15 protein-coding genes and 6 tRNA genes are annotated in these 24,701 nt (G+C 38.2%); 5 read left to right on the forward strand and 16 right to left on the reverse strand.

Features of this window, described 5'->3' with window-relative positions:
* Positions 1-114 precede the first annotated feature (114 nt).
* From RIV7116_RS26370 to hisG, 9 genes are all read right to left on the reverse strand, one after another.
* Positions 115-1,461 carry a TMEM143 family protein gene (locus RIV7116_RS26370; protein ID WP_015121383.1) on the reverse strand — a complete coding sequence of 449 codons (1,347 nt, stop codon included), beginning with the start codon at positions 1,459-1,461 and terminating at the stop codon, positions 115-117.
* Positions 1,462-2,166: 705 nt separating this feature from the next.
* Positions 2,167-2,238 (reverse strand) — tRNA-OTHER (locus RIV7116_RS26375).
* A 10-nt stretch (positions 2,239-2,248) separates the two neighbouring features.
* Positions 2,249-2,321 (reverse strand) — tRNA-Lys (locus RIV7116_RS26380).
* A 45-nt stretch (positions 2,322-2,366) separates the two neighbouring features.
* Positions 2,367-2,466, reverse strand: a tRNA-Leu gene (locus RIV7116_RS26385).
* A gap of 7 nt (positions 2,467-2,473) precedes the next feature.
* A tRNA-Leu gene (locus RIV7116_RS26390) sits at positions 2,474-2,548 on the reverse strand.
* 327 nt (positions 2,549-2,875) lie between these two features.
* Positions 2,876-2,949 (reverse strand) — tRNA-Arg (locus RIV7116_RS26395).
* A gap of 44 nt (positions 2,950-2,993) precedes the next feature.
* Positions 2,994-3,122: transfer RNA gene (locus tag RIV7116_RS36090), tRNA-Tyr, on the reverse strand.
* A gap of 377 nt (positions 3,123-3,499) precedes the next feature.
* On the reverse strand, positions 3,500-3,889 hold the full coding sequence (locus tag RIV7116_RS26400) for a hypothetical protein (RefSeq protein WP_157229335.1): 390 nt from the start codon (positions 3,887-3,889) through the stop codon (positions 3,500-3,502).
* Between the two features lie 346 nt (positions 3,890-4,235).
* Positions 4,236-4,895, reverse strand: a complete 660-nt coding sequence (gene hisG, locus RIV7116_RS26405) for an ATP phosphoribosyltransferase (RefSeq protein WP_015121385.1) — start codon at positions 4,893-4,895, stop codon at positions 4,236-4,238.
* 287 nt (positions 4,896-5,182) lie between these two features.
* On the opposite strand from hisG, the gene rppA reads away from it, so the two are divergent.
* Positions 5,183-5,872 carry a two-component system response regulator RppA gene (gene rppA, locus RIV7116_RS26410; protein WP_044292382.1) on the forward strand — a complete coding sequence of 230 codons (690 nt, stop codon included), beginning with the start codon at positions 5,183-5,185 and terminating at the stop codon, positions 5,870-5,872.
* 3 nt (positions 5,873-5,875) lie between these two features.
* On the opposite strand, the gene RIV7116_RS26415 is transcribed toward rppA, so the two are convergent.
* Entirely contained in the window at positions 5,876-7,408 is a 1,533-nt protein-coding gene (locus RIV7116_RS26415; RefSeq protein WP_015121387.1) for an NAD(P)/FAD-dependent oxidoreductase, read from the reverse strand.
* 501 nt (positions 7,409-7,909) lie between these two features.
* Here RIV7116_RS26415 and RIV7116_RS34240 point away from each other — a divergent pair.
* Positions 7,910-11,149, forward strand: a complete 3,240-nt coding sequence (locus tag RIV7116_RS34240) for a tetratricopeptide repeat protein (RefSeq protein ID WP_015121388.1) — start codon at positions 7,910-7,912, stop codon at positions 11,147-11,149.
* A 270-nt stretch (positions 11,150-11,419) separates the two neighbouring features.
* On the opposite strand, the gene RIV7116_RS26425 is transcribed toward RIV7116_RS34240, so the two are convergent.
* Positions 11,420-12,439 (reverse strand): 1-acyl-sn-glycerol-3-phosphate acyltransferase, encoded by a 1,020-nt coding sequence (locus RIV7116_RS26425; RefSeq protein WP_015121389.1) that lies wholly within the window; start codon positions 12,437-12,439, stop codon positions 11,420-11,422.
* A gap of 188 nt (positions 12,440-12,627) precedes the next feature.
* Between RIV7116_RS26425 and RIV7116_RS26430 the strand changes: the two genes are divergently transcribed.
* Together RIV7116_RS26430 and RIV7116_RS26435 are read left to right on the forward strand one after the other, a co-directional pair.
* On the forward strand, positions 12,628-13,521 hold the full coding sequence (locus RIV7116_RS26430) for a helix-turn-helix transcriptional regulator (RefSeq protein ID WP_015121391.1): 894 nt from the start codon (positions 12,628-12,630) through the stop codon (positions 13,519-13,521).
* A gap of 167 nt (positions 13,522-13,688) precedes the next feature.
* Positions 13,689-15,431 carry a serine hydrolase gene (locus RIV7116_RS26435; RefSeq protein ID WP_015121392.1) on the forward strand — a complete coding sequence of 581 codons (1,743 nt, stop codon included), beginning with the start codon at positions 13,689-13,691 and terminating at the stop codon, positions 15,429-15,431.
* 38 nt (positions 15,432-15,469) lie between these two features.
* On the opposite strand, the gene cydB is transcribed toward RIV7116_RS26435, so the two are convergent.
* The 3 genes from cydB to RIV7116_RS26450 all read right to left on the reverse strand — a co-directional run bounded on the left by cydB (position 15,470) and on the right by RIV7116_RS26450 (position 18,989).
* Complete coding sequence (cydB, locus tag RIV7116_RS26440; protein ID WP_015121393.1) at positions 15,470-16,483, reverse strand: cytochrome d ubiquinol oxidase subunit II; 1,014 nt, start codon at positions 16,481-16,483, stop codon at positions 15,470-15,472.
* 132 nt (positions 16,484-16,615) lie between these two features.
* Complete coding sequence (locus tag RIV7116_RS26445; RefSeq protein ID WP_015121394.1) at positions 16,616-18,058, reverse strand: cytochrome ubiquinol oxidase subunit I; 1,443 nt, start codon at positions 18,056-18,058, stop codon at positions 16,616-16,618.
* Positions 18,059-18,305: 247 nt separating this feature from the next.
* Positions 18,306-18,989 carry an MBL fold metallo-hydrolase gene (locus RIV7116_RS26450; protein ID WP_015121395.1) on the reverse strand — a complete coding sequence of 228 codons (684 nt, stop codon included), beginning with the start codon at positions 18,987-18,989 and terminating at the stop codon, positions 18,306-18,308.
* A 190-nt stretch (positions 18,990-19,179) separates the two neighbouring features.
* On the opposite strand from RIV7116_RS26450, the gene RIV7116_RS26455 reads away from it, so the two are divergent.
* Positions 19,180-19,596: a rhodanese-like domain-containing protein gene (locus RIV7116_RS26455; RefSeq protein ID WP_015121396.1), complete on the forward strand. Its 417-nt coding sequence runs from the start codon at positions 19,180-19,182 to the stop codon at positions 19,594-19,596.
* Between the two features lie 191 nt (positions 19,597-19,787).
* Here the strand turns inward: RIV7116_RS26455 and RIV7116_RS26460 are convergent, their stop codons facing one another.
* Both RIV7116_RS26460 and RIV7116_RS26465 read right to left on the reverse strand, forming a co-directional pair.
* Complete coding sequence (locus RIV7116_RS26460) at positions 19,788-20,021, reverse strand: hypothetical protein (protein WP_015121397.1); 234 nt, start codon at positions 20,019-20,021, stop codon at positions 19,788-19,790.
* 41 nt (positions 20,022-20,062) lie between these two features.
* Positions 20,063-24,544 (reverse strand): NACHT domain-containing protein, encoded by a 4,482-nt coding sequence (locus RIV7116_RS26465; RefSeq protein WP_015121398.1) that lies wholly within the window; start codon positions 24,542-24,544, stop codon positions 20,063-20,065.
* Between the last annotated feature and the right edge of the window lie 157 nt (positions 24,545-24,701).

Genomic DNA, 24,701 nt, shown 5'->3' on the forward strand with positions numbered 1-24,701 from the left:
AGCTATGCTCACTCATGAATTATAAATAATCTAATTTCCTATTAGTATCTATCAAGCTAAGTATCAGTCAATCTTTATATCTATAAAGGTTTATCGAGTACGAAATAAGCTGATTTACAAAGCGATTCCGTTGTAATTAAAAGCATTATCCCAAACATAATCGATAACTTTTTTCGCATCATTAAGAGGAAGAACATAGCAAAATCCTTCCTTGTCATATCTTAATAAAGGAATTTCTGGTACATTTTCCTCAGACAAACCATTGGTAATCACTTTACCGAAAATATTTGCTAAATTATCTAAAGGTCCGTGAATATCAAAATTAATTGCAGCGCCGAGTTTTTTCTCCATCCAAGCTTCAATATGAGCATCTAACTGTTCGGGTGCCATTTGATTTTCACTAGTCAGCAAATGGTAATAAACAAGAATTATTTCTTTACACTCTTCTTCTTCTGCTAAATCTATAAATGTTTGAAATACGCTATCATTATTGCCTAAGTTTTTAAAGAATAACGTTTCCGTGACATCTTTTTGAAATTTTATTTTCTTACTTTTATAATTGCTATATTGTTTAAAAGCGAATCCACCTAAAGCCATTCCTAACGATAGAGTAGCCACTAAAACCGGCATGATATTCCTAGCTTGAGATTGTTCCACTTCTAATTCTTCTAGCAAAGGTTCTGCATTGATTGCTAGCAAAATTGCAGCAATAAGCAACAATAGATTTGGTAATGCCCTTAAAATCAAAGGAATTGCTGCACCTATAGCTGGAACCCCAAACAATAATCTATCTTTCCAATTCATGCTAGTGGTAACATTAGGAAAAAGCAAATCGATATCTAACTTGGGAATATTTTTATAAAAATAAAGATACATCTTGCCGGGGATAAATTTAAGCTCCTTACTTTTTTCTTTCTTCGCACCAAAATGAGCCGCTTCTTTAAACTTAATCAGTAAAACAATTCTTTCAAAAATATCAATTCTCTTTTCTTTTTTCCAGAAGAATAATTTTTTCTGCGTAACCGTTTTATAAGAATCTCCTCGGTAATAGCAGACAACTTGCTCAAAATCATCAAAATCAACTTCAGTTTTTAAATCTATTAAAGACGTTTCTCCCAAAGCTTGTTTAATAGCATATTCAGGTAGTTTAATATAGTTAGCTCTTTCTAAAATATGCTTGAATCCATCAACTACAGTGGATTCCATTGCATCATATTCTTCAAAACTTGGTGGAACTAAAGCTTCAACATCAGCATTTGGATTAAAAGGCACATAATTATCTTTTATAGTCTCCAGGGTTTTGTGGAACCGAAAATGATAATATGACGATAAAATTTCGCAAAAATCTTTAAACTTTTGAGCCTCAGCAGCATTTAAACGCCCATCATCTAAACATAGCTTGATAATATCGCTACGACGGTAAGGAATAAATGCTTCTCGGTTTGCGGATTCTTCTGCCATGAACTGAAGTGAATTTTAATCTAATCTAAACGAGTTTACTTTATTCAAGGTAATATTTAAACAGCATCGTCTAACTTTGATATAAATTACTAGTATCTAAAGTTAGAAATGATTTATTCAAGTTGGTAGAATTTTGAAAACACGCCTTAGTACTTGACTACACAAATCTTAATGGGTATAAATTCTCCTGTAGGGTGCTGTGACGACTAAAATAATTTATCTCGATCAATCAATAATTATCATCATGCCGTCACGCACCATTCGTTACCTGCGACAATCGCTACATAAATCTTGATGGGTATAAATTCTCCTGTAGGGTGCTGTGACGACTAAAATAATTTATCTCGATCAATCAATAATTATCATCATGCCGTCACGCACCATTCGTTACCTGTGACAATCGCTACACAAATCTTAATGGGTATAAATTCTCCTGTAGGGTGCTGTGACGGCTAAAATAATTTATCTTCATCAATCAATAATTATCATCATGCCGTCACGCACCATTCGTGACCTGCGACAATTGCATAAGTTTTAAATAATTCAGGACTAAGGCTGCGCGTCACACAACTCGGGTGGTGCGGTACACTGATTGCTTTATTATTCCCTTAACAATTAATCTGTGTACAAGCACCCTACAGCAGAAATGTACCAGCTGCGTAAGTCCTATAATTATCATCATGCCGTCACGCACCAATAGAAAGATGGATTGTGCAGGAATTGAACCTGCGACCTTCCGCTTAAAGGCGGACGCTCTTCCTACTGAGCTAACAATCCTAGAATAATGTGGGTCGTCAGAGACTCGAACTCTGAACTTTCCGGTTAAAAGCCGGATGCTCTGCCAATTGAGCTAACGACCCATGAATCCGAATGACAAAATTTGAAATTTTAATACACCCGGATAATACTGCTGGTGGGAGTTGTTCGCGGAGCGTCTACCGGAGGGAGATACCCACAACATCTGGTTTCTAAGACCAGCGCCTCTTCCAGTTGGGCTACAGCAGCATATCGATACTCCCGGTGGGAATCGAACCCACACATAGACTGTTTCTAAGACAGCCGCCTCTTCCAATTGGGCTACGGGAGCAAGATTTAACTGCCTCGTCAGGGTTTGTTCGCGGAGCGTCTCCCGAAGGGAGATACCTGAAATACCTCTTCCAAAGAGAGGTGTGTTGCCAATTAGACTACAAGGCAATGAAAGTCCCCCAGGTTAGAGTCGTTAGTGCAGCGTCTCCCGGAGGGAGATACTGACGACAAAGCGGTTCTATGTCTTGGCGGACACTCTGCGCTAACAGGCAGGTGCTACTACCAAAACTGAGCTACCGGGGGATAAAGAAGGAAAGATGGATACTATCAAATGAACTAGTCTAGTTCAGCATCTCAAGCTAGCCATTTCAACATCTTCCCCATGCAACGAGAACGGTAGGAATTGAACCTACAATCTTCAGATTCGTAGTCTGAAATGTTATCCGATTACACCACGTTCTCAGGCGGAGAGGACAGAAATTGTTCACCAAGCGACCTCTCTATAGTGGGCTGGGTAGGATTTGTTAGCGTTCACGCGGAGCGTGCGGCTCAGCGTGTCCGAAGGACATACCTATGTGGCACAGAGGCATCCGTTTTACAGACGGCTTCCTTCAACCAGACTTGGATACCAACCCATATGGCACTGCCTACAGGATTGTCAGCGAAGCGTGTCCACAAGGATATACCCGCAGTCTCCTGCTTGTAGGCGAAGCCTTCCCGAAGGGTAAGACAGCTGGCTTTACCAATTTGCCTACGGCACCATAAACGCAGAGACTAAGATTTGTTCACCAGAGGTATTTCCATAAGATATCTGGAAAAATACTTGGGAGCCTGTGGTGTTGCTATTACAATATCTCTGCATTAGTAGCAGTGATGGGAATACTCTAATCAACTGAGTTACTCCCCCATATATGGCAATTCAATTTTCATGGTTCTGATGGGTTCATATCAGCCCCTAGGTGCGGCTGTATTACCCTTGTAATTTAATACTACACAAGATACTACAAATATGTCAAGGGGATACTACATTTTTTTTGAGGTGAGTGCAGAAAACTGAGCTAAAATTTCTGCTTTCTTCGCTTCCGATATTCCGGTTTCTTGCCAAAATTGCTTTACGAGCACCCACAACTAATAAATTAGCTCCGAAAGATAATTTAGCTTGCAAACAAGCCAAAACCATTTGATGCATAGCTTCATAACCAGGTAAAACCAGTGGAGCTATATCATCATATTCAGTCCCTGCAATTGGTGCATTGCTATCAAAATCAACAGTTAGTTTTGTCATATGATGTGCTGCTGTAAGTGGGGAAGAAAGTGAAGAGAAGGAAGACAAAAATAATTTGGCGTTGCTGATTAAAAGTATTAATTGCCTCCGCGAGCCGCCAATTAAGTAAGTCGGCACAAATAAACGCAATCATGTAACAAAATGTAAATCCTCCTGTAGTCCTTGCGATTACTTCGTTTCACTCGTAATGACATACCTTTATTTTTTCACGCCAAACTACTTATATGGTAAGAAGATATTGAAAGTCCCCCGAAGTGGGGATTTAGGGGGCATCACTATGAAGGAAAAAATAAATTCATACCCGGATTCAGCAACGTCAATAACAGGACTTACGCAATTGTCATAATAACTGGCTGGTGCGTGACACTGAAAATATTGTTACTACGTTCGCAGTTGCTCAAAGTGTCACAGCACCCTACAAGAAGAATGTGCCGGTTGCGTAAGTCCTAAATAATTTTAGCCTTTAACCTTTAACTCCTGCCTTTTCACTCATGACTTCTTCTCGTAACCGATTAATCCATTCACTCATGCCATCTTTATTAAGACGGTAACTTAAAGGATTAGCAATTAACATCGCGGTACTTTCATATAAAGTCGCGATTTCAACTAAGCCATTTTCTTTTAAAGTTTTTCCGGTAGCGACTATATCAACAATCGCTTCTGACATTCCGGTAATTGGTCCTAGTTCTACAGAACCATAAAGCGGTATAATTTCCACAGGTAAATCTAAGCTTTGAAAATAATCGCGGGCTGAATTGACAAACTTAGATGCAACTCTGCAATCAGTAGGTAAATCTAAAGGCGATTTGTAAGCACTCGAAGCTTTTACAGCTACCGACATCCGACAACCACCGAAACCTAAATCAACTAGACGTGCGACTTTTGGCTTCTTCTCTCGCAGTACATCATCACCAACAATACCCAATTGTGCTTGTCCGTATTCTACATAAACTGGTACATCAGAGACTCTTACCTTAATTCCCCTAGCTTTTCCGCTAGCATCCAATATTTGTAATTGGCGATTTCCCGAATCTAGAAAAGCGCTAAAATCTAAACCTACAGATTTTAGTAAACGAATACTGTTTTTCAGAAGTTCGCCTTTTGGTAATGCAACAGTTAACATAATTAGTTGTTAGTGGTTAGTTGTTAGTTGTTAATGATTTTTCTTGAGTAATATTTTTTTCAGTTCCCCTTGTCTCTCCCTTTGGGTTCGTTAGTTCGCTTAACGGAGGAAGACTATTCACCACGCGACTACTCTTACCATCCTCCTATCTCATCATCTCTTTTTAACCTACCATTTATTTAGTATCTGAATATATTTATTAATCCAAAATCTGTTTTAGAAAGTTTGCTGGGATGGAAAATGACTCCAATAACTTTCTGCAAAATCTACAATCTAAAATAAGAAAAATGCGAATTTTGATAGTTGACGACGAAACCGAACTTACCAACCCTTTGACTCGCTTGTTAACTCACGAAGGCTATAGCGTTGATGCCGCATTTGATGGCACAACCGGAAGCGAACTTGTAAGAGAAGGTAATTATGATTTGTTTATTTTAGACTGGATGCTGCCGGGAAAAACTGGTTTAGAAATTTGTCGGCAATTACGACAGCAAGGTATGACAACACCAGTATTGTTTCTGACTGCAAAGGATACTTTAGATGATAGAGTAGAAGGCTTAGATGCAGGTGCTGATGATTACTTAGTAAAACCTTTTGAATTACGGGAATTACTAGCAAGAGTCAGAGCTTTATTGCGCCGTGCAGGAGTGGAAGAATATACAAATACAAATAAAAGGATTGTTGTAGAAGACTTAGAATTAGACGCACAAAATCAAATAGCTTATCGTCAAGGCAGAGTTATTGAATTATCGGAAAAAGAAAGTAAATTGTTGCAATACTTGATGGAGAATCCTGGTTTACTACTAACTCATGGGCAGATTATGCAGCATTTATGGGAAGAAGACGAACAACCCAGCAGTAATGTGATTGCAGCGTTAGTTCGCCTTTTAAGAAGAAAAATTGAAGTCAAAGGTGAAACGCAGTTAATTCATAGCGTTTATGGTAAAGGTTATCGGTTTGGAATTAATGAAATCTAATTTTTAACTCAAATTTACAGCTTCTTTTGCCAAAGTATTTTTTACCGAAGGCTTTTTACTGCGTAATTGCTGTCGAATTTTTTGGTATGCAGATGGTTTGATTCTTTCCATCATTCCTTGTAGCGGTTTAGCTCCTTTCCCAAAAATTTTGAAGCCCATATCTTCGATTAAATCTTCTAAATAATGAAAGCTCAAAGGAGCAACACAACTACCATAAGCAAAAGCAGGAGGTAAATTATTTATACTCCAACCCAATCGTTTATCCATTTCTTCGCGCATTTGAGATGGTGTTGGTAAAACTAGGTTTCCTTTGACATATTCTGCTAACCACCAAGCTCCAATTTCTGATGTCAGCGGACAAAAGAAACTAGAGTTATAGCCTAAAAAACCCATGTTGGGAATATCTGGATGAATAAGATTGCGAAACATCTTAAAATTACCTTTTTCATCCATAACTAATTGACGATACTTTTGCTCTATAAAAGGTATATCTTGATAAAAACCGGTACCAAAAATTACTACATCAGCCTGCAATTTTTCGCCAGAATCAAGCGCTACACCATCAGAAACAAATTTAGCTATACTCGCTTTTTTCGCCTTGATTTTTCCTGAATGAATGTATTCATAAAAATGTTCTGGAGCTAAATTAGCAGAGCAAGAAAGGGTTTTATTCATTAACTCTGCTGGCAGTAAACTGCTACCTTCAAGATTAAACTGTTTGCGTAAAACTAATTCGTTAAACCGCCAAAAAGCCCACACCAAAGGTTTTCCTACGCTATGAAGTAATTTTTCAATTCCCTCTGGTTTACGAACTGGCAACCAAAGTTCTGCAAAACGTGTGAATAGAATATTCTCAAATTGAATTTTATTCAAGAAAAAATGAGGAATTTTCCATAAAGCACGTCGAAAAACTAAAGTAGATTCTTTTGCTTTATCAACTGCAAATGTGGCGATGTCGCAAGCGGATTTACCAAAACCGACAACTACAACTCGCTTATCTTTAATTAAAGAAGTGTCCTTAAACTCAATCGAATGTAGTATTTTTCCTCCTGCTGCAATAAACTCTTCATTTCCAGGAATTGTAGGAAATTTCGGAATATTAAACACGCCATTACATACTAAAACAAAATCAAATTCCTGTTTTTGTTCTTTTACTTCATCTTCGTGGTTAATTTTGAAACTAACCACCCATAAAGCTTCTTCCCCTGTTTTTCTGGAAATATCGGTAACATTTGCTTGAAAACGAATTCTTTCGCTTACTCCAAAATTATCCGCATAAGACTGTAAATATGCACGTACCTGCTCGCCATTAGGCCATTGTGGATAATCTTCAGGCATGGGATAATCCGAAAAGCAGTATGTGTCGCGACTACTTTGAGTTTTCACCTCTGGATAACTGCTCGACTTTTCCCAAACACCTCCAAGCCCTGCTTTTTTCTCCAATACCGTAACGTCAAAACCTTCTTCAAGGAAAGTTTTAGCCGCAACTAAACCGCTTACACCAGCCCCAATTACGCAAACTGTTTTAATATTCATAAACTTCACATATCAAGTTATTTACTAGCTATAGCAACTACAACAAATGTTCGTCAGATAACAAAGATAGAACTTAGGTATTGACGGTTTTGTTATCTGCATTGAGTCATACCTGTTTACTGAAAGGATATTAAGCTTAGAAAGTTAACATTTACGTTTATATAGGAATCCGGTTTGATTTCTGAATAAAATTAGGTATTTGTAGGGTGTGTTACGGCTTTAGCCTAACGCACCGGAACCAATACCCGATGGTGCGTTGCGCTCCGCGACAACACACCCTACGTATTTTTCAATATTCAAAACGGATTCCTATAGTGTTAGATTCTATCAACTTATGCACTTCAGGTATGAAAATTGGAAAAATAGCATTAGCAGTTAATTTAATTGAAATTAGATACTCGTATATTTACTTTAATTGTATGTATTGAAAAATCTTGATTTTCCATTGACTTACAAAGAATATGACCTTGTAATAACTGCTGATTGTTATACAAGGTAAGCATGAGTACTGATTCTCCACCACCTTCTCAAGATGTTCTCAGGAAGACAACCGAAGAACTTGCTCATTTTGCCAAGTGGGTAGCTGAATTAATTCGTAGTCGCAATTGGTTTACTTTATTGTTGCTAATCGATGCAGCACTGATTTTATTTGTTAATCCGCACTTTTTGAAAAGCTTTTTTAAAATATCTTTACCTGATGAATATACAAGTTTATTTCCGTTCCTTGTAGGAATCATTTTCGTTGCTGCTGTAATTGTAGCAGTGCGAACAAAACCACCTTTATCAACAACGGATAAAGCAGATTTTATCGAGCGGGAAGCAATTAAAGGATTGCGGGCTTTTACAAAAGACGATGCAGAAATTTTTAGTAAGTTGCAGCGAGAAAGAAGTTTGCAAGATTGCTTGAATTCTATTACTAATAGTAGTTTCCGGTTCGGTATTTTGATGGGAGAAACTGGTTGTGGTAAGACTTCGTTTTTGCAAGCGGGTTTGTTACCCAAATTACTTACAGAATCAGCAACTCATCGCGGTGTTTACGTGCGGTTTGCTAATGATGAACCTGTTGCTACGGTACGTAAAGCATTTACCGAGCAGTTAAAGTTATCAAAAGAAGAACTTCAAGACAGCGATTTTCTCACACTATTATCTCAAGCAACAAAAGGCGCATCAAAACCATTAATTCTGATATTTGACCAATTTGAGCAATTTTTCGTCCATTTTAAACAAAAAACAGACCGCGAACCTTTTCTTAATGCATTAAAGCAGTGGTATTCTGCTCCATCAAAAGTAAAAATTGTCTTTGCTATCCGCAGCGATTTATATTTTCGTATGGACGAATTACAGCGAGCTTTAAATTATTCTCCCGGAAATAATGAGGTATTCCCCTTAGAAAAGTTTTCACCAGAGGAAGCTGCAAAGGTTCTGGAAGTAATTGCAGAAACAGAAAAGCTGGAATTTGATAAATCTTTTGTCAAGGAATTAGCAGAGAAACAACTCGCAAACCAAGATGGGTTAATTTCTCCTGTTGATTTGCAGATTCTCTGTTGGATGATAGAAAAGCAAAAAACATCAGAATTGCGGGCTTTCAACCGACTAGCTTTTCTGAAATTTGGCGGTATTGAAGGTTTGCTGACTCGCTTTCTCCAACGGACTTTAGATACTATAATCACATCCGCACAGCGACAAGCTGCGGTGAAAGTATTGCTAGCGCTGACGGATTTAGAGCGTCAGTTAAGAGCGGGAATGTTGAGTTTAGCTGAATTACAAAGCAAACTCAAAGGAGATATTAGTGCTGCGGAAGTACAACAAGCCGTCACTTGGTTAGCGCGGGGAGATGTGCGCTTAATTACTCCGGTAGAGAATGAAGGTAAGACTGGTTACGAATTAGCCCATGAGAAACTTATCCCAGCTTTGACGCGGTTAGCAGGGAAAGAACTTTCCGATGCAGATAAAGCCAATCAGTTGTTAGATAGACGGGTAAATGAATGGTTAGGGAATAATTGCAGTTCTCGTTATTTGTTTAGTTTACGAGAGTTATGGTTAATTGAGCGACAGAAACCTTATTTGATGTGGGGAAGCAATCGCAGTCAAAAGGAGAAGTTGTTAACTAAGAGTCGGCGACGTTATCAAGGTTATACTGCGATATTTACTGTGGTGTTGTTGGTAGTTGTTTCGGTATTTTCTTGGTTGCAAACTCCTGGGGGACAAATTCAGCAGGTTAGGTGGGAATTGGAAAGTTTGAGTAAGCGGGTTTCAGATAGATATGTTGGGGGAACTGCAATAGCGTTTGTTAAAGATGATAATTTAAAGTTGGCGTTGAAGATAATTGATAATCAAATTCAAGAAGATTCATTTGCCAAAGCTAGTGCTTTAAGTGAGATTGCCAAGATTTATATCAAGTTGGAAAAAGAAGATAAGGCGATCGCACTTCTGGAAAAAGCACTCAATGCTGCCAACCAAATTCAAGATTCAAATAAAAAAGCCTCGGTTTTAAGTTCCATCGCCGAAGCTTATGCGAAATTGAACTCTTCTGAAAAAGCCATCCCACTGCTGGAAAAAGCACTCAAAGCTGCCAACCAAATTCAAGATTCAAATAAAAAAGCCTCGGTTTTAACTTCCATCGCCGAAGCTTATGCGAAATTGAATTCTTCCGATAAAGCCATCTCACTGTTGGAAAAAGCACTTAAAGCTGTCAACCAAATTCAATATTCACATAGCAAAGCCTCGGTTTTAACTTCCATCGCCGAAACTTCTGCGAAATTGAATTCTTCTGAAAAAGCCATCTCACTGCTGGAAAAAGCACTCAAAGCTGCCAACCAAATTCAAGATTCATCTTACAAAGCCTGGGTTTTAACTTCCATCGCCGAAGCTTATGCGAAATTGAATTCTTCCGATAAAGCCATCTCACTACTGGAAAAAGTACTCAAAGCTGCCAACCAAATTCAAGATTCATCTTACAAAGCCTCGGTTTTAACTTCCATCGCCGAAACTTCTGCGAAATTGAATTCTTCCGATAAAGCCATCGCACTTCTGGAAAAAGCACTCAAAGCAGCCAACCAAATTCAAGATTCATCTTACAAAGCCTGGGTTTTAACTTCCATCGCCGAAGCTTATGCGAAATTGAATTCTTCCGAAAAAGCCATCTCACTGCTGGAAAAAGCACTCAAAGTTGCCAACCAAATTCAAGATTCAAATAAAAAAGCCTCGGTTTTAACTTCCATCGCCGAAGCTTATGCGAAATTGAATTCTTCTGAAAAAGCCATCCCACTACTGGAAAAAGTACTCAAAGCTGCCAACCAAATTCAAGATTCAAATAAAAAAGCCTGGGTTTTAACTTCCATCGCCGAAACTTCTGCGAAATTGAATTCTTCTGAAAAAGCCATCTCACTGCTGGAAAAAGCACTCAAAGCTGCCAACCAAATTCAAGATTCATCTTCCAAAGCCTGGGTTTTAACTTCCATCGCCGAAACTTCTGCGAAATTGAATTCTTCTGAAAAAGCCATCTCACTGCTGGAAAAAGCACTCAAAGCTGCCAACCAAATTCAAGATTCATCTTCCAAAGCCTCGGTTTTAACTTCCATCGCCGAAACTTCTGCAAAATTAAAAAATTGGCGATTAGCACGGGATGCATTTACTAAATGTCCCACAGATGATTGTAAAGTAGAATCCCGTGCTAAAGTGCTGACAATCTGGGCTGAGAAGAAAAATCCGGCTTTGGTTGAGTTGGATGAGGAGGAGTGATGGTGTTATTGGTTGTTAATTGATAGTTGATAGTTGTTGGTTGTTGGTGGCTAAGTCGCAGAGGTGCGTTACAGTTCACCTTTTGCACCATTTTCAATACCGCTGGGGGTTGCAAACCCCCAGCTAATAGCGAAAGTCGTCCAAAGACGACTAGGTTATATTGTCAGTCTACTTAAGTAGACTTTTGCTGTTAGCCTCGGAATTGATTCCGAGGTGGTTTCGAGGGCTACACGAAATTGTTGCAAGATATCAATTACAATAGATTCGATATCAAACATCCTTCAAAACCCGATTAATCTCCCCCTGCATTTCCTCTCTCAAACTCTGTGCTTTCCGATAAAAATCTCCCCGACTTTGACAATTATCAACTTCCACCAAAGGCTGAATGAAATAATTTAATTTACTTCTCCCAGCCCAAACTCCCATACTCGGAAAAAGCGCAAACCAGGGAATTAAAGGTGATGCTGGCAGGAAAGGTAAACCAAATAATTTTTGCAGCCAGCTAATATTTAAAGTATAAGGATGCAGCTTTTCGCTACCAATACAAATAACTGGTAAAATTGGAACTTGATATTTTTGACTTAACTGTACAAAGCTAATATCAAACTTCTGTAACTGATAGCGTTTAAACCAGCCTTTACCAGGTCCTCTTAAACCTTCCGGTGCGTACAATAAAACCTTTTTCTGTTTAATTGCGGCTTCAAAATCATCATACTTTGCTTTGACACCACCCAAAACTTGCGACCATCCCGGTGGTAGCCACCAAGTTATCCAAGGATGTTCAAATAAGTCAACTCCAGCTAAAGGATATACCTTCCATTCATGATTTTTACTTAATAGATATCCTAAAGTTAAAATATCCCAAGGAAAACTCATTCCCGCATGATTCATAGCCACAATCAGCGGTTGATTTTGCGGTAAGTTTTCCAGTTGTACCAAGGTACCACGATAATAATATTCAATAATTGGCTGTAAAATTTCTTCTCGAAAAGCGATTTGATAACTCGGATTAAATTCAGTAACTTGCTTGCGGGGAAAACGACAACCCAAACGCAACCAGCGAATTAATAACGCTAAATAGAATCCCAAAGGAATTAAAAATAATATATATTCCAACCAGTTCCAACCATCTGGGTCATTATGATAATGTTGCCAGTGACGGTTAAATAAAATTAGCCAGCCCGGTGGATACCACAGACAAAACCAATCAAACCAGCCAAATTTAAATTCCTCAACTGATTTCTGTTTGAGTTGAGAATTTAAAAGTTTTTGTGAATGTTGCTGAATCACAGGCAATGGTATTTTTCTACAACTGGATTAATCAAATCCTAGCTTTATTGTGTGCTAATTAACATCATGCTGCGGAAATAAATTTTCCGATCGCAAACACTCCTCTCCTTGATAAGCACGGGGGAAAGGGGTGAGGTCACATTCATCAAATTTCTGATACATTACAAATGTAGAATTTGGTTTCGGTTATGTCAGAAGATAAACCTTTGGTTCTGACTAAAGAAGACGAAATTGACCAACTTTTTGAGCGATCGCCAATTCTCACAAGCCAAAATACTGGATGGGATGGAGTTTCTTTCCGATATATGTCTCAACCCGCATACGAAACTCCCGAGATTTGTACTTGCCTCGGACACAGTATTACTATTTTTACTCATGGGAACTATGCAATTAATGCAGATCGAAAACTGGATGGGCGTTTTCATCGCGACTCAGTAGTCGGTGGTGATATAGTAATTATCCCTGCGAATATCGCTCAAAAGTGTGCTTGGGATGCGGAAGGCGATTTTATTATCTTAGGTATTGATACAAAGACTTTTGCTCGTGCTATTGAGGAGTCTAAACAGCCAGAGCAAGTTCAATTAATACCATATTTCTCTACACCAGACCCTTTAGTTTTACAAATTGGACTTGCTATCAAAAATGCGCTACAAAATAATCCGTTAGGAAGTCGTTTGTATGCGGAGACAATGGTAAATGCTTTATCAGTGCATTTATTACAACATTATTCTGCGCGAAAACCGAAGATAAAAGAATATCTAAATGGCTTATCAAAGCTTCAGCTAAAGCTAATCATTGAATACATAGAGCATGATTTAGATAAAGATTTAGGTTTAAATGAGTTAGCAGAATTGTTACATATGAGTCCGCATTATTTCTGCTACCTATTTAAAAAGTCAATGAAAATAACACCCCATCAATATGTTATAAAAACTCGCGTTCATCGTGCTAAAGAATTGTTGTTAACAGGCAAATATAGTATTGCCCAAGTTGCTTTTATGGTGGGTTTTGCCAATCAAAGCCATTTAAACCGGCATTTTAAAAAGTTGATTGGTGTAACTCCTGGGAAAATAGGTAAATAATGAAAGGGGTTAGGGAACCCCTAATTAAGTATTGAATAATTAATATTCTTCGACTATCAAAAAATCTCGTATTCGTCTAAAATTAATCCGGTCTATCAAATAATATTCGCACCCTTAATTAACCGCTGTTTGCGGATGAAAACGATTTAAATGAGGCAATTAGTTATATGCTCGATTTTAATTCAGAAGAGTCTAATGTTTTGATAGCTCAGGATATCGGAAGTGCATTATTAGGACTAACACCCAATCCAGCCAACGATACTCTATTACCACAATCGGTTTTGGGAAGTAGTCTACAATTATCTCCTCAATCAGATGAGACACAGGTTTTGAGAGGTACTAAAGATTTTGATTTTCTCAGGGGTCAAAATTCTGACGACACACTGTACGGGCTAGCTGGAAATGATTTCCTCAGTGGTGGAAAAGGAAACGATACTGTTAATGGTGGTACCGATAAAGACTGGTTGCTAGGTGCAAAAGGAAATGATGTTTTAATTGACGGCGATGGAGGAGACTTTATAACTGGTGGAGAAGGTGCTGATATATTTTGGATTAATAATTGGGATACTCCAGATACACCAACCACTGTCTTAGACTTCAAGATTGGTGAGGATACTATCAAAATAGGTCGTTTGGGTGTCACTTTCGATTCATTAACCTTCGAGGATGATTTTTTCTCAACTACTATTCTCGATAATGGAAAGCCTTTAGCAAAATTAATTGGCATTGATAAAAACAGTTTGACACCCCAAAGCTTTATTTTTGGTGATGCAGCTTTAGTAAACCAACTGCAAACCAAACTCGAAAAAAGCGTAACAGATTTTGAAATTCCTGGTGCAACTCAAGCGGTAGTGACTCCGGATGGTTTTACCTGGAAAGGCGCTGCTGGATTTTCCAATTTAGAAGCACAAACTCCCATGGAAACCGACGATGTCTTTAGTATTGCCAGTATTACCAAAGCTTTCACGGGAGCGACAGTATTAAAAGTAGTTGAATCGGGAAAGATAAGCTTGGACGATACTTTAGGAAAACGCTTACCCGAAATTGCTAAAAATTTTCCTGATGGTGAAAGTATTACTCTACGTCAATTAATTAACGGTAGTAGGGGTATTCCCAGTTTTAATTCTACAGAAAAGTTTTTAGCGGATTTAGAAGCTGGTACTTTCGCAGATAAAAGTCCAGAAGAAATAGTAGCTTATGTGTACGGAGAACCACTTTTTACTGGATTTCAATCAACACCGATTTGGGCTTACACTAATACCGGCGATATTATCGCAGCTTTAATGGTAGAACAAGCTACGGGAAAATCCTTTGCTCAACTGATGCAAGATAAAGTTATTGAGCCGTTGGGATTAGATGACACCTTTTACGGCATACCAGAAAAAATCCCAGAAAACTTAGTACGCAGCTATACAGATTTATTCGATGCATCAGGAAAATTAGCACCTGATGGAACTTTAGAGGATATTACTGAACTTGACGTAAAAAATATATCTGCATTTGGAGCTTCAGCGGCTCTCTTCTCTGATGCTGATGATGTTGCGAGGTTTAATCAAGCTCTACTAGGAGGTGAGTTACTAGGTAAAGATAGTTTGAATGAGTTAGTAAACTTTGTAGATACCGGCTCTGCTGATGGAACCCGTTACGGGCTTGGGATTGTGGAACAAGTACCAGATCCAGACATTTTTCCTTGGGGCAGAGAATGGAGTTTGAGAGGTAATTCTTTTGGGCAAAATTCTTTTAGTTTATATCTACCGGATAGGGGTGGTTACATCAATACAGTATTAGCAAACCGTCAGTATCCCTTACAAATATTGAGAAATTCAGCAGAATTGATTATCGGATTAAGTTTGGAAGTTTCGTTTGATGACTTCTCCCTCGAGCAATTGCCAATGCAAGCAGCAATATAGCTGTTTTAGTTTATTTCCTTAGCCATTAAAAATCTAAATTATTTATGATAGCTTTCTCCAGTAACTTTACCCCGAAATACTATATATGAATAAAGATTGTAGAATAGCATAATCGGGATTAAAGCACCGATGAATATAATCATAATTGTCATTGAAGTGGGGTCGGCTGCGGCTTGATAAATGGTAATTTGAGTTGGGATAATATAAGGAAATACGATTAAACCTAGTCCGATAAATGTCAGCAAAAAAAGCAGTATTGTCCAAACAAAAGGCATTCTGTCTGCTCTTTTATTCAAGCTTTTGAGCAATTGCAAAATTAAGAAGGTTGCTAATAAGGGTATTAAAGTAAAAACATAAACTAAAGGTTTGGAAAATAACCTCATTCTAGCAGTTTCATAAATAAAAGGAGTCATAATTGTAATTAATATTGCTCCAATTAATGTTGTTATAGCTGCAAGTCTGGCAGTTTTACGATGAGTTTTCTGCAATTCTCCCGTAGTTTTCCAAACTAAGTAAGTAGAACCAATTAATACGTAACCTTGAATTAAAGTTAAAGCAATTAATACCGATGGAACATTTAACCAATCCCAGGTTGTACCGATAAAATGTCCTTTGTCGTCAACTTTGATTCCCGCAAGTACGCCACCTAAAGCAAATCCCTGTCCTAAAGCGGCTAAAAAACTTCCCATAGCAAAAGAAAGATTCCATAAGAATTTCCGGTTTGCTTCTTCTCGAAATTCAAAAGCTACAGCACGGAAAATAAGCCCAAAAATCATAATGAAAATTGGGATATAAAGAGCATTGAGAATAGTACCGTAAGCTAAAGGAAACGCACCAAATAAACTACCTCCCATCAACACTAACCAAGTTTCGTTAGCATCCCAAATATTGCTTAAACTAGTCATTAAAATACTCCGGCGCTCCTCACTTGAAGAAGTCAGCGATAAAATACCAACTCCTAAGTCAAACCCATCGAGCATTACATAAAGAAACAGAAATAATGCTAAAATTCCGAACCATATCTGCGGCAGTAAATAATTTAGTGTTTTCATTAAGATTTAGTAGGGAGTAGTTAAGAAGAGGGGGAAGAAGGGGAAGAGGGGGTAGAAATAATTAAATTCTTACTTACTACTTTTTATTCCTTACTGTTCACTGCTCACTGTTCACTGTTAACTATTAACTGTTCACTGTTGTGCTTCTATCGGGCGCTCATCGGGGATAAATTGTGCTGGTTTGGTTGCCACTGCGGGTTTTTCTTTCACTCCCGGTATTGGTAAATTAAAGTTAGGACCTCTACGAATGATTCGACTACCAAAATACAAAGCAGCAATCAACAGGATACTATAAACGATTGCAAAGCCTAATAGTGTTGTTAAAACATTTCCTGGAGGGATATTTGATACCGCGTCAACTGTACGAATTTCGTTGTATACAGTCCAGGGTTGTCTACCGACACAACGTACTATCCAGCCAGATTCTACGGCAATATAACCCAAGGGAGCCGCAAAAATCCAACCAATCAACAATAGTTTTTGCTTGATAATATTTCTTACCGATAGCTTACCGCGCAACCACTGAATTAGGCTTAACAACATTAATCCTGCAAAAAAGAAGCCAATCGCAATCATGGTACGGAAAGCGTAGTAAATTAACCCTACCATGCGCGGTCTATCTTCCGGTTTCCAAGTCTTTAAACCCTGCACTGGTTCCGAAAGTTTCTGCTTAAATTCCAAAATATAGCCTAAAGCATGAGGAATAGTAATTTCCCAACTATTTTTTTCGGCTTGTTCATCGGGAATCGCTAACATACTCCAATTAGCACTTTCTCCTGCCGGTGTAGTTTCCCATTGCGCTTCCATCGCTGCTAATTTAGAAGGTTGATAATGATAAACCTGTTCGCCGCTTAAATGTCCCACCCAAATTTGTAGAGGTGCGACGATGACTGCCACCGCGATCGCAATCTTCAAAGCAATGGAAAAGAAGGCTGGATGGCGTTTGTTGACGATATACCAAGCACTGATGCCCCCAATTACAAACAGCGAAGTTTCCAAAGTTGCGAGGAACATATGAGAAACACTTACAGCCATAAAAGGATTTAAAACAGCTTGGAAATAATTGCTAACCACAAACTCCCCATTAACAAAACTTCCACCAGCAGGAGTTTGCAACCAAGAATTTGCCGTCAAAATCCAGAAAGTAGAAAGATTCGAGCCAAAAGCAACTAAAATCGTTGCCAAATAGTGAATTTTAGGATTAACTCGCTCCCAACCAAACACCATAATTCCCAAAAAAGCAGCCTCCAGCATAAAAGCCCAAGAAGCCTCAAAACCGATGATGCTACCAAAAAAATTACCAATAGCTTCCGAAAGCGGTGCCCAATTCGTACCAAACTGAAACTCCATTGGAATCCCGCTAGCTACACCAATACCAAAATTGAGAACGTAAAGCTTTGACCAAAAACGAGCGTGGTAATAGTAATGATAATTGCGTGTCTTTAACCACAAACCTTCCATAACAACCAGGTAAATACCCAAACCCGTAGTTAAAACAGGCCACAACATATGAAAAATCGCCGTCAACGCAAATTGCATTCGTGACAGCGCAACAGTATTAGATAAAATTTCCATAAATATAAAAAATAGCTCCTCTCACCTGCTTTGTGCCGTTAGCTCTCAGCTTTACCACCCACTAAGTAAGCAGTAAATCCTCAGAGGGGGGAATATATTTCAGATTTCTTAATATATGACGATTTGTTTGAGGGAGGGGGAAGAGGGGGAAGAGGGGGAGACAAGACGTTAGGAATTCAACATAAATGATAACTACTCGCTGTTCGCTGTTCGCTGTTCACTGTTCACTGATAACTGTTCACTGTAATTACATTCCGCAATTACGATTAGCGGGGACTGCTTGTTTAATTTTCTTAGGGAAGGGGAGGTTAAGACTTTCCATCAAGTTGATAAAATCATCGCGGGTTTTGCCAGCAAATCGGGGATTCAACCGTTTTTCTTCCGCAATTGTGGAAACGGTACATCCTTTGTAATCGTGACCTGGATAAACTAAAGTGTCATCAGACAAGGTAAACAATCTTTTGGTAACACAGTCGTACAAAGTTCCTGCATCGCCATCTTGAAAATCAGTTCTTCCACAGCCACGAATAAATAAAGCATCACCTGTTAATAGATGAGTATTGTTGATTAAATAAGACATGTGGCTATTAGTATGTCCTGGTGTTGAAATGCCTTCGATGGTAACTGCTCCAATCTGCAATATTTGTCCGTGCTGCATATAGCTATCTGCACATCTCACTTCAGGATTCTTCGGTACAATACTCAAGCAGCCAGTAGCTTGACGGAGTTTGCCCGCAGCAGTAATGTGGTCAGCATGAATGTGGGTATCCAAGCAATAGCGTAAATTTAATCCAAGTTCATCTAATAAATTAGTATCTCGCTGAAATTGTTCTAATACCGAATCTACAATTACAGCTTCCTTGGTATTATAATCGGCAATTAAATAAGTATAGGTACTTGATTCAGAATCAAAAAGTTGACGAAATAACATAATATTTATAATATTCCCAGAAACTAATTAGCCGTTTAAATTGAGTTTGAAAACAATAGCATTGAAATTTGTTTAAATGCAGTTATCAACAACACAAAAATGAATATATTCGATGTTTAATTTTGAATTTATGGTACGAGTTATAGATTAAATTTGTCTGAGTTTTGAATTAGAAAATGGTTAGTTAATAATGAAAAAAATTAAAAATATTTGTAGGCGTTTCGTATTGTTATCTGTATTATTAATTTTATGTATCAATATTTCTGCCTGCAACAGTAGTATTGCTGGAAATAAGCAAATTCCTGCAACAGAATTAGTAGAGCAAATTAAATTAGATAAAGCCCCTATAATTTTAGATGTACGTACTCCTGAAGAATATTCACAAGGGCATATTCCGGGAGCAATTAATATTGAATATCGAGAATTGCCATCTCGGATTAGTGAAGTTAATTCTTTAAGTAATCAGAAAATAGTTGTTTATTGCGAAAGAGGAGTAAGAGCAAATATTGCTGAAGAGACTTTAAAGAAAGCAGGTTTTACTGAGGTTTTGCACTTAGAAGGTGATATGTCTGGTTGGAGAGAGAGGGGGTTTGAGGTGGAGAAGTGAAAAACCTCACCCGCGCTGTCGCGCACCCTCTCCTTATTAAGGAGAGGGTAAGGAATTGTTTTAGAATTAGGACTTACCACGGGTAACGTAACTATAGTCATTGCGACATAAGGAAGCAATCGCAAACGCTCGAAAATCTTAGCAAGTATTTAAATATTAGATATTTTAAATTTTACCTTTAATTAAAGTCACTAAATTGCTTCTCTATCTGCAATTGTGTAAATGTCTGGTTCATCGTGAAGAAAATCTAAGTTACCACCACTTTCCATAAGATGTGCAATTTCGTTGTTTGAAGGGTAACTCACATCGCTAAGTAATTTTGATTGTAGTAGAGCTTGTTCTGCTGGAGAAAGAGAACGAATAACTTTTACCAAAGATTCGACTAATTGAGTATTAACTGGTTGATTTATGTTGAAGTTATTCATAAAAATAAGGTTAAATGTTAAAGCTTATAATCCCTAACTGCTCACTGTTCAATTGCTCCTAATGCTTTGAGTGAAGATTTTTGTTCTGGGGTTAATCCTGTAGCGTTGGTGATGTTCATGTTGGCGTAGGGTTTGTTGCTGAGGGTTTTTATGCATTCACCTGTTTGGATGTTCCAGATTTTTATGGTTCCGTCGTAGCTTCCGCTAACTAGGAATTTATCATCTGGAGTAAAAGCAACTGAGGTAACTCTATTTTTATGACCTTTTAATGTTTTAATAAATTCACCTGTAGCAGCATTCCATATATTTATTGTTTGGTCAATACTGCTAGCAGCAAGCAATAAACCATCGTGGCTAAATTGTACTGACTCTATTCCACAATGATTATCTTGCAAAGTTTTCAAGCATTTACCACTATGAATATCCCATATTTTAATTATGCCATTCCTACTACCACTGGCTATAGTCGTACCATCAGTAGCTACTGCAACTGACCATATAGCAGCATCATGTCCTTGTAAAGTCTTGATGCATTTTCCTGTATTTATATGCCAAAGTTTTATAGTGCAATCGTTACTGTTACTAATTACTGTTTTCCCATCACGACTAAACACAACTGAATTTACCCAATCAGTATGTCCTTGAAAAGTGTGTAAACACTTCCCATTTTTAACATCCCATAATTTTATAGTTTGATCGTGACTTGTACTAGCCAGAGTTAAACCATCATTACTAAACGTTACATCAGATACTGGATTAATATGTGCTTGGAAAGCTTTGAGACAGTTTCCGGTATTAAAATCCCAAATTTTAACAGTGCGATCGCCACTACCACTTGCAATGATTCTACTGTCAGGGCTGATAGTTACTGAGCTTATCCACTTATCATGTCCTCTAATAGTTCTAAAGCATCTTCCTGTTTTGATATACCAAAATTTTATTTTTTGATTATTACTACCGCTAATAATAGTTTTACCATCAGGACTAACAGTCACGGATGCTACCCAATGTTTACATCCTTGTAAAGCTTGTAAACATTCTCCAGTATTGGTATGCCAAAGTTTTATTGTTTGGTCATCGCTACAGCTTACAAGTACTGTATCCTTTGAGTTAAGAGCGATGGTTCTGATTCTATTTTTATGTCCTGTAATTGTTTTTAAGCATTTCCCATCATTAATAGACCAGACTTTAATTGTACTATCACTGCTTGCACTAAAAAGAGTTTGATTATCTTTGCTAAAAACTAGAGAACGAATTGTCTTAGTATGACCAATTAAGTTTTTAATACATTTTCCAGTATTAATATCCCAGATTTTGATAATTTTATCTTTACTACCGCTCGCTAGGATTTTGCTATCGTGGCTAAACACAACTGAAATCACGCGGTGGTCATGTTCGTGTAGAGTTTGAAGACAATCTCCGGTAAGAATATCCCAAATTTTTACAGAAGAATCATAACTGCCACTAGCCACAATTTTATTATTAGGAGCTATTGCTACCGTCCAGATTCTACCAGTATGTCCTCGTAAGGTATTAATACATTTTTCCGTACTAACATCCCAAAGTTTTATTATTCTGTTATCGCTACAACTTGCAAGAATAGTACTGTTTGAATCAAAAGCTATTTGACGTACTTTATTAGTATGTCCTCGTAATATTTTTAAGCATTCTCCAGTTTTTGAATCCCATAGTTTTATCGCACTAGAGTGAGAGCAACTTGCAATAATTTTGCCATCAAAATTAAAAGCAACTGAACTTACCCAATCATTATGCCCTCTAAAGTTGAGAATTTGTTTACCTGATTCTAATTCCCACATACGAATTTCACCATCAGCACCACCAGTGACAAGCAATTTATCATCTGGACTAAATGCTAAAGATAAAATCATGCCAAAAGGTTTTGTAAATTCGCAATTAGCTAAATTTGTATTTTGGAAATTCACATAAAGCAAGCTGGTATCTCTAAAATCACCACCTTTAACAATTGCACCAGATAAGTCTGTATCTTCAATTGCACAGTTATCCACCTTCACCAAAACCGTCGCAGCATTCCCCCCAACATAACCAACCTCCCCCTCACTCTTCCCCTTCGTCTCCTTAATAACCTCTAACAACTTATCCCCAACGCTATCCTGATCAACCATCCCCACCAATAAATCTAAAACTGCTTTCGTTAATGGCGATCGCCCAACAGTATTCCTTAATTTCTCCAAGGGTTCGCTTTTAAATTCAAATTTCTCTAGCGCTATAGTTTTCTCCCTATAACTTTGAAAATATTCTCCCCAAGAAAACTGTTGCGATAACGATTTAGTTTCGCAAAACTCTAGCGCTAGGGTTTCTTGCTCCCCACCAAAGTTTTTTCTGACGACTTCTAAAAAATCATCTGCTAAAACTCCCAATTCCCCAGCGAATTTATAAGCAACGAAAAACTCCAACAACGAACGATGGGCTGGAGTATAATTACCGTCGGCATTCCGCACGAGCATTGTTTGACCCATCATGTCATAATGCCAGTGGTCTAAGTCTTTTTGTTCCTCCACAGCATCGCCGAATAAACGCCGGATTCTATCGGGGAATAACCGATAATTCAAGCTCATTTGGTCGTTGGAAAGCATTTCCCAAGCGATTTCGCAAAGGAAATACATTTTATCTGCTAACGATGTAAATGTTCTTTCCGATTTAATATCCCTTTCCATTTTCCGACGCACGGCATACAAATAAACCCGCGACATATCAACAGGTTTACCGGCTTCGATATCTGGTAATGCTTCTAAAATTAAGTCGCTCATCACCGGACGACGTGCTAAATCTAGAAGTTGAGGATTGTGCATTACTTTGTCTACGGTGCTGGTATTAACGACGTGAGAAAATACCTGTCTTATTTGTTCGTCGCTGAATTTCTCTAATTCCAACACTTCAAACTGCGGAGATTCGGCGGTTAAATTGGCTACTGATGCACGTAATTCGGCATTTAATAAACTCCTTCCCTGCTTGGCTTCGGGGAAATGTTCGGTACGACAGGTTAGTATAACTTTGGCTCCGGGAACCACTACCTTAGCTAATTCCCAAAAGTTGTTTACCATCTGCTGTTTATCAACTCTGGCTGCCATTTCATCGAAACCGTCAAATATGAGCAACAGTTTGCCCATGCGGTTGAGTTGTTCAAAGACGGAGCTATTTAAGCTGATTTCATGTTGGGAATAGAAAAATCCCGCCATGACGTTTTCTACATCCAAGGCTTTGGCGTAATCTCGGAGCAAGATAACCAACGGTAAACGAGGGCGTGACAATCCCCTTTGTTTAGCTTCCTTATATTTCAAAAGTGCATTCCAAGCATAATTAAATGAAAACCATGTTTTTCCCGTACCAAATTCCCCTAAAATAGAGAGATGCTCCTTTGCAGGGTCATCTATCCACGTATCGACGTAACCATCTATCCATCCGTCTTGTTCGTCGTAGCGGCTCAAACCGATTTTTTGTTTGGTTAAAGGGTCAATTTCTTCTTTGCTACAGGCTAAAGGAACGTATAACTCGTCAATCTTACGTTTCTTAACTTCAGTTTCCAGCCAGTTGATATAGTTGCTAAAATCGGCGGTTTCGTCGATAAGTTCGTCAAGGGTATAGCAAAATAAATTTTCGTTTTCGTCTTTATTTACTTCATCTCTTGCAGCCCGAGAAATCCGACGTGCAGCGATTAACCAGCCTTCGTCGGTTTTTTGCGATTTTACAGATTGACGTAAATTGATTAAATCGCTGATTGTTGCTTCTCCATCAATTCCCCTCACCAAAATCCTATCGAAGCGTCTTCTACCTTGGATTTTGATAATCAATTCAAAATAATCAGCTTGCCAAACTTGATATTTTTCAAATTGATAGCCGAGGGTTTTAAACCAACCGTGTAACTGTATGGCTAAATTTTCAGCTTTGCATTTTTGTTGTTTAGCCCTTCCCCTCTCCTTAGTAAGGAGAGGGGTGCCGAAGGCGGGGTGAGGTTTCTCCAAATTAGTTAACTTAGCAAGCTCAGTACGAATTTCGCCAAGAGTTCCTAATTGCTGCAACTCTTGCTTAATTGTTGATAACTCTTGCTGCAAGTTAGCAATATTCTTATCTCTTTGAACCTCTGCGGGAGTTCGAGTTAATTGCACAACCTTGAGGAAAACCGCGCTAAATTCGGCTAATTCGTGCAATACATCAATTCCCTCTTCCCGAATTCCTTCCTCTAAAATATTCCACTCATCGGGTTGAAGAATCTTGCCAATTTCTTCAATAACAATATTGGGATTATCAGCATCGAAAGCTTTATGAAATGCTTTTTGAATTTCGTCTTCCCGAAAAAGCTGTAAAATTGCCAGCGACTTCCCTACCCCATACTCAACCAAAGCATAACTATAAATACCCGAAAAATCTGCTGGTGGATGATCTGGATCGAGATTAAATTTTTTGAGTAGTATAATAACCTTCTCGTTGCGTTGTAATTTAGCTTTGGCAAAGTTGCCGATTTCACCGATAAGCTTGTCAAGCATTTTGATTTATGGGAAGGGAAGATTAAAGGATTTTATTTATACTAGCGATTCGTTTCGGTGTTGTGTGATTTTTTTATTTGTTTATTAGATTTATCTCAGTTTATTTACTGTTAATTTCTGTTTACTCTGCGCTCTTCGCGTCTCTGCGGTTTATAAA

The sequence above is a fragment of the Rivularia sp. PCC 7116 genome (assembly GCF_000316665.1).
In the GTDB taxonomy this organism is placed as follows: domain Bacteria; phylum Cyanobacteriota; class Cyanobacteriia; order Cyanobacteriales; family Nostocaceae; genus Rivularia.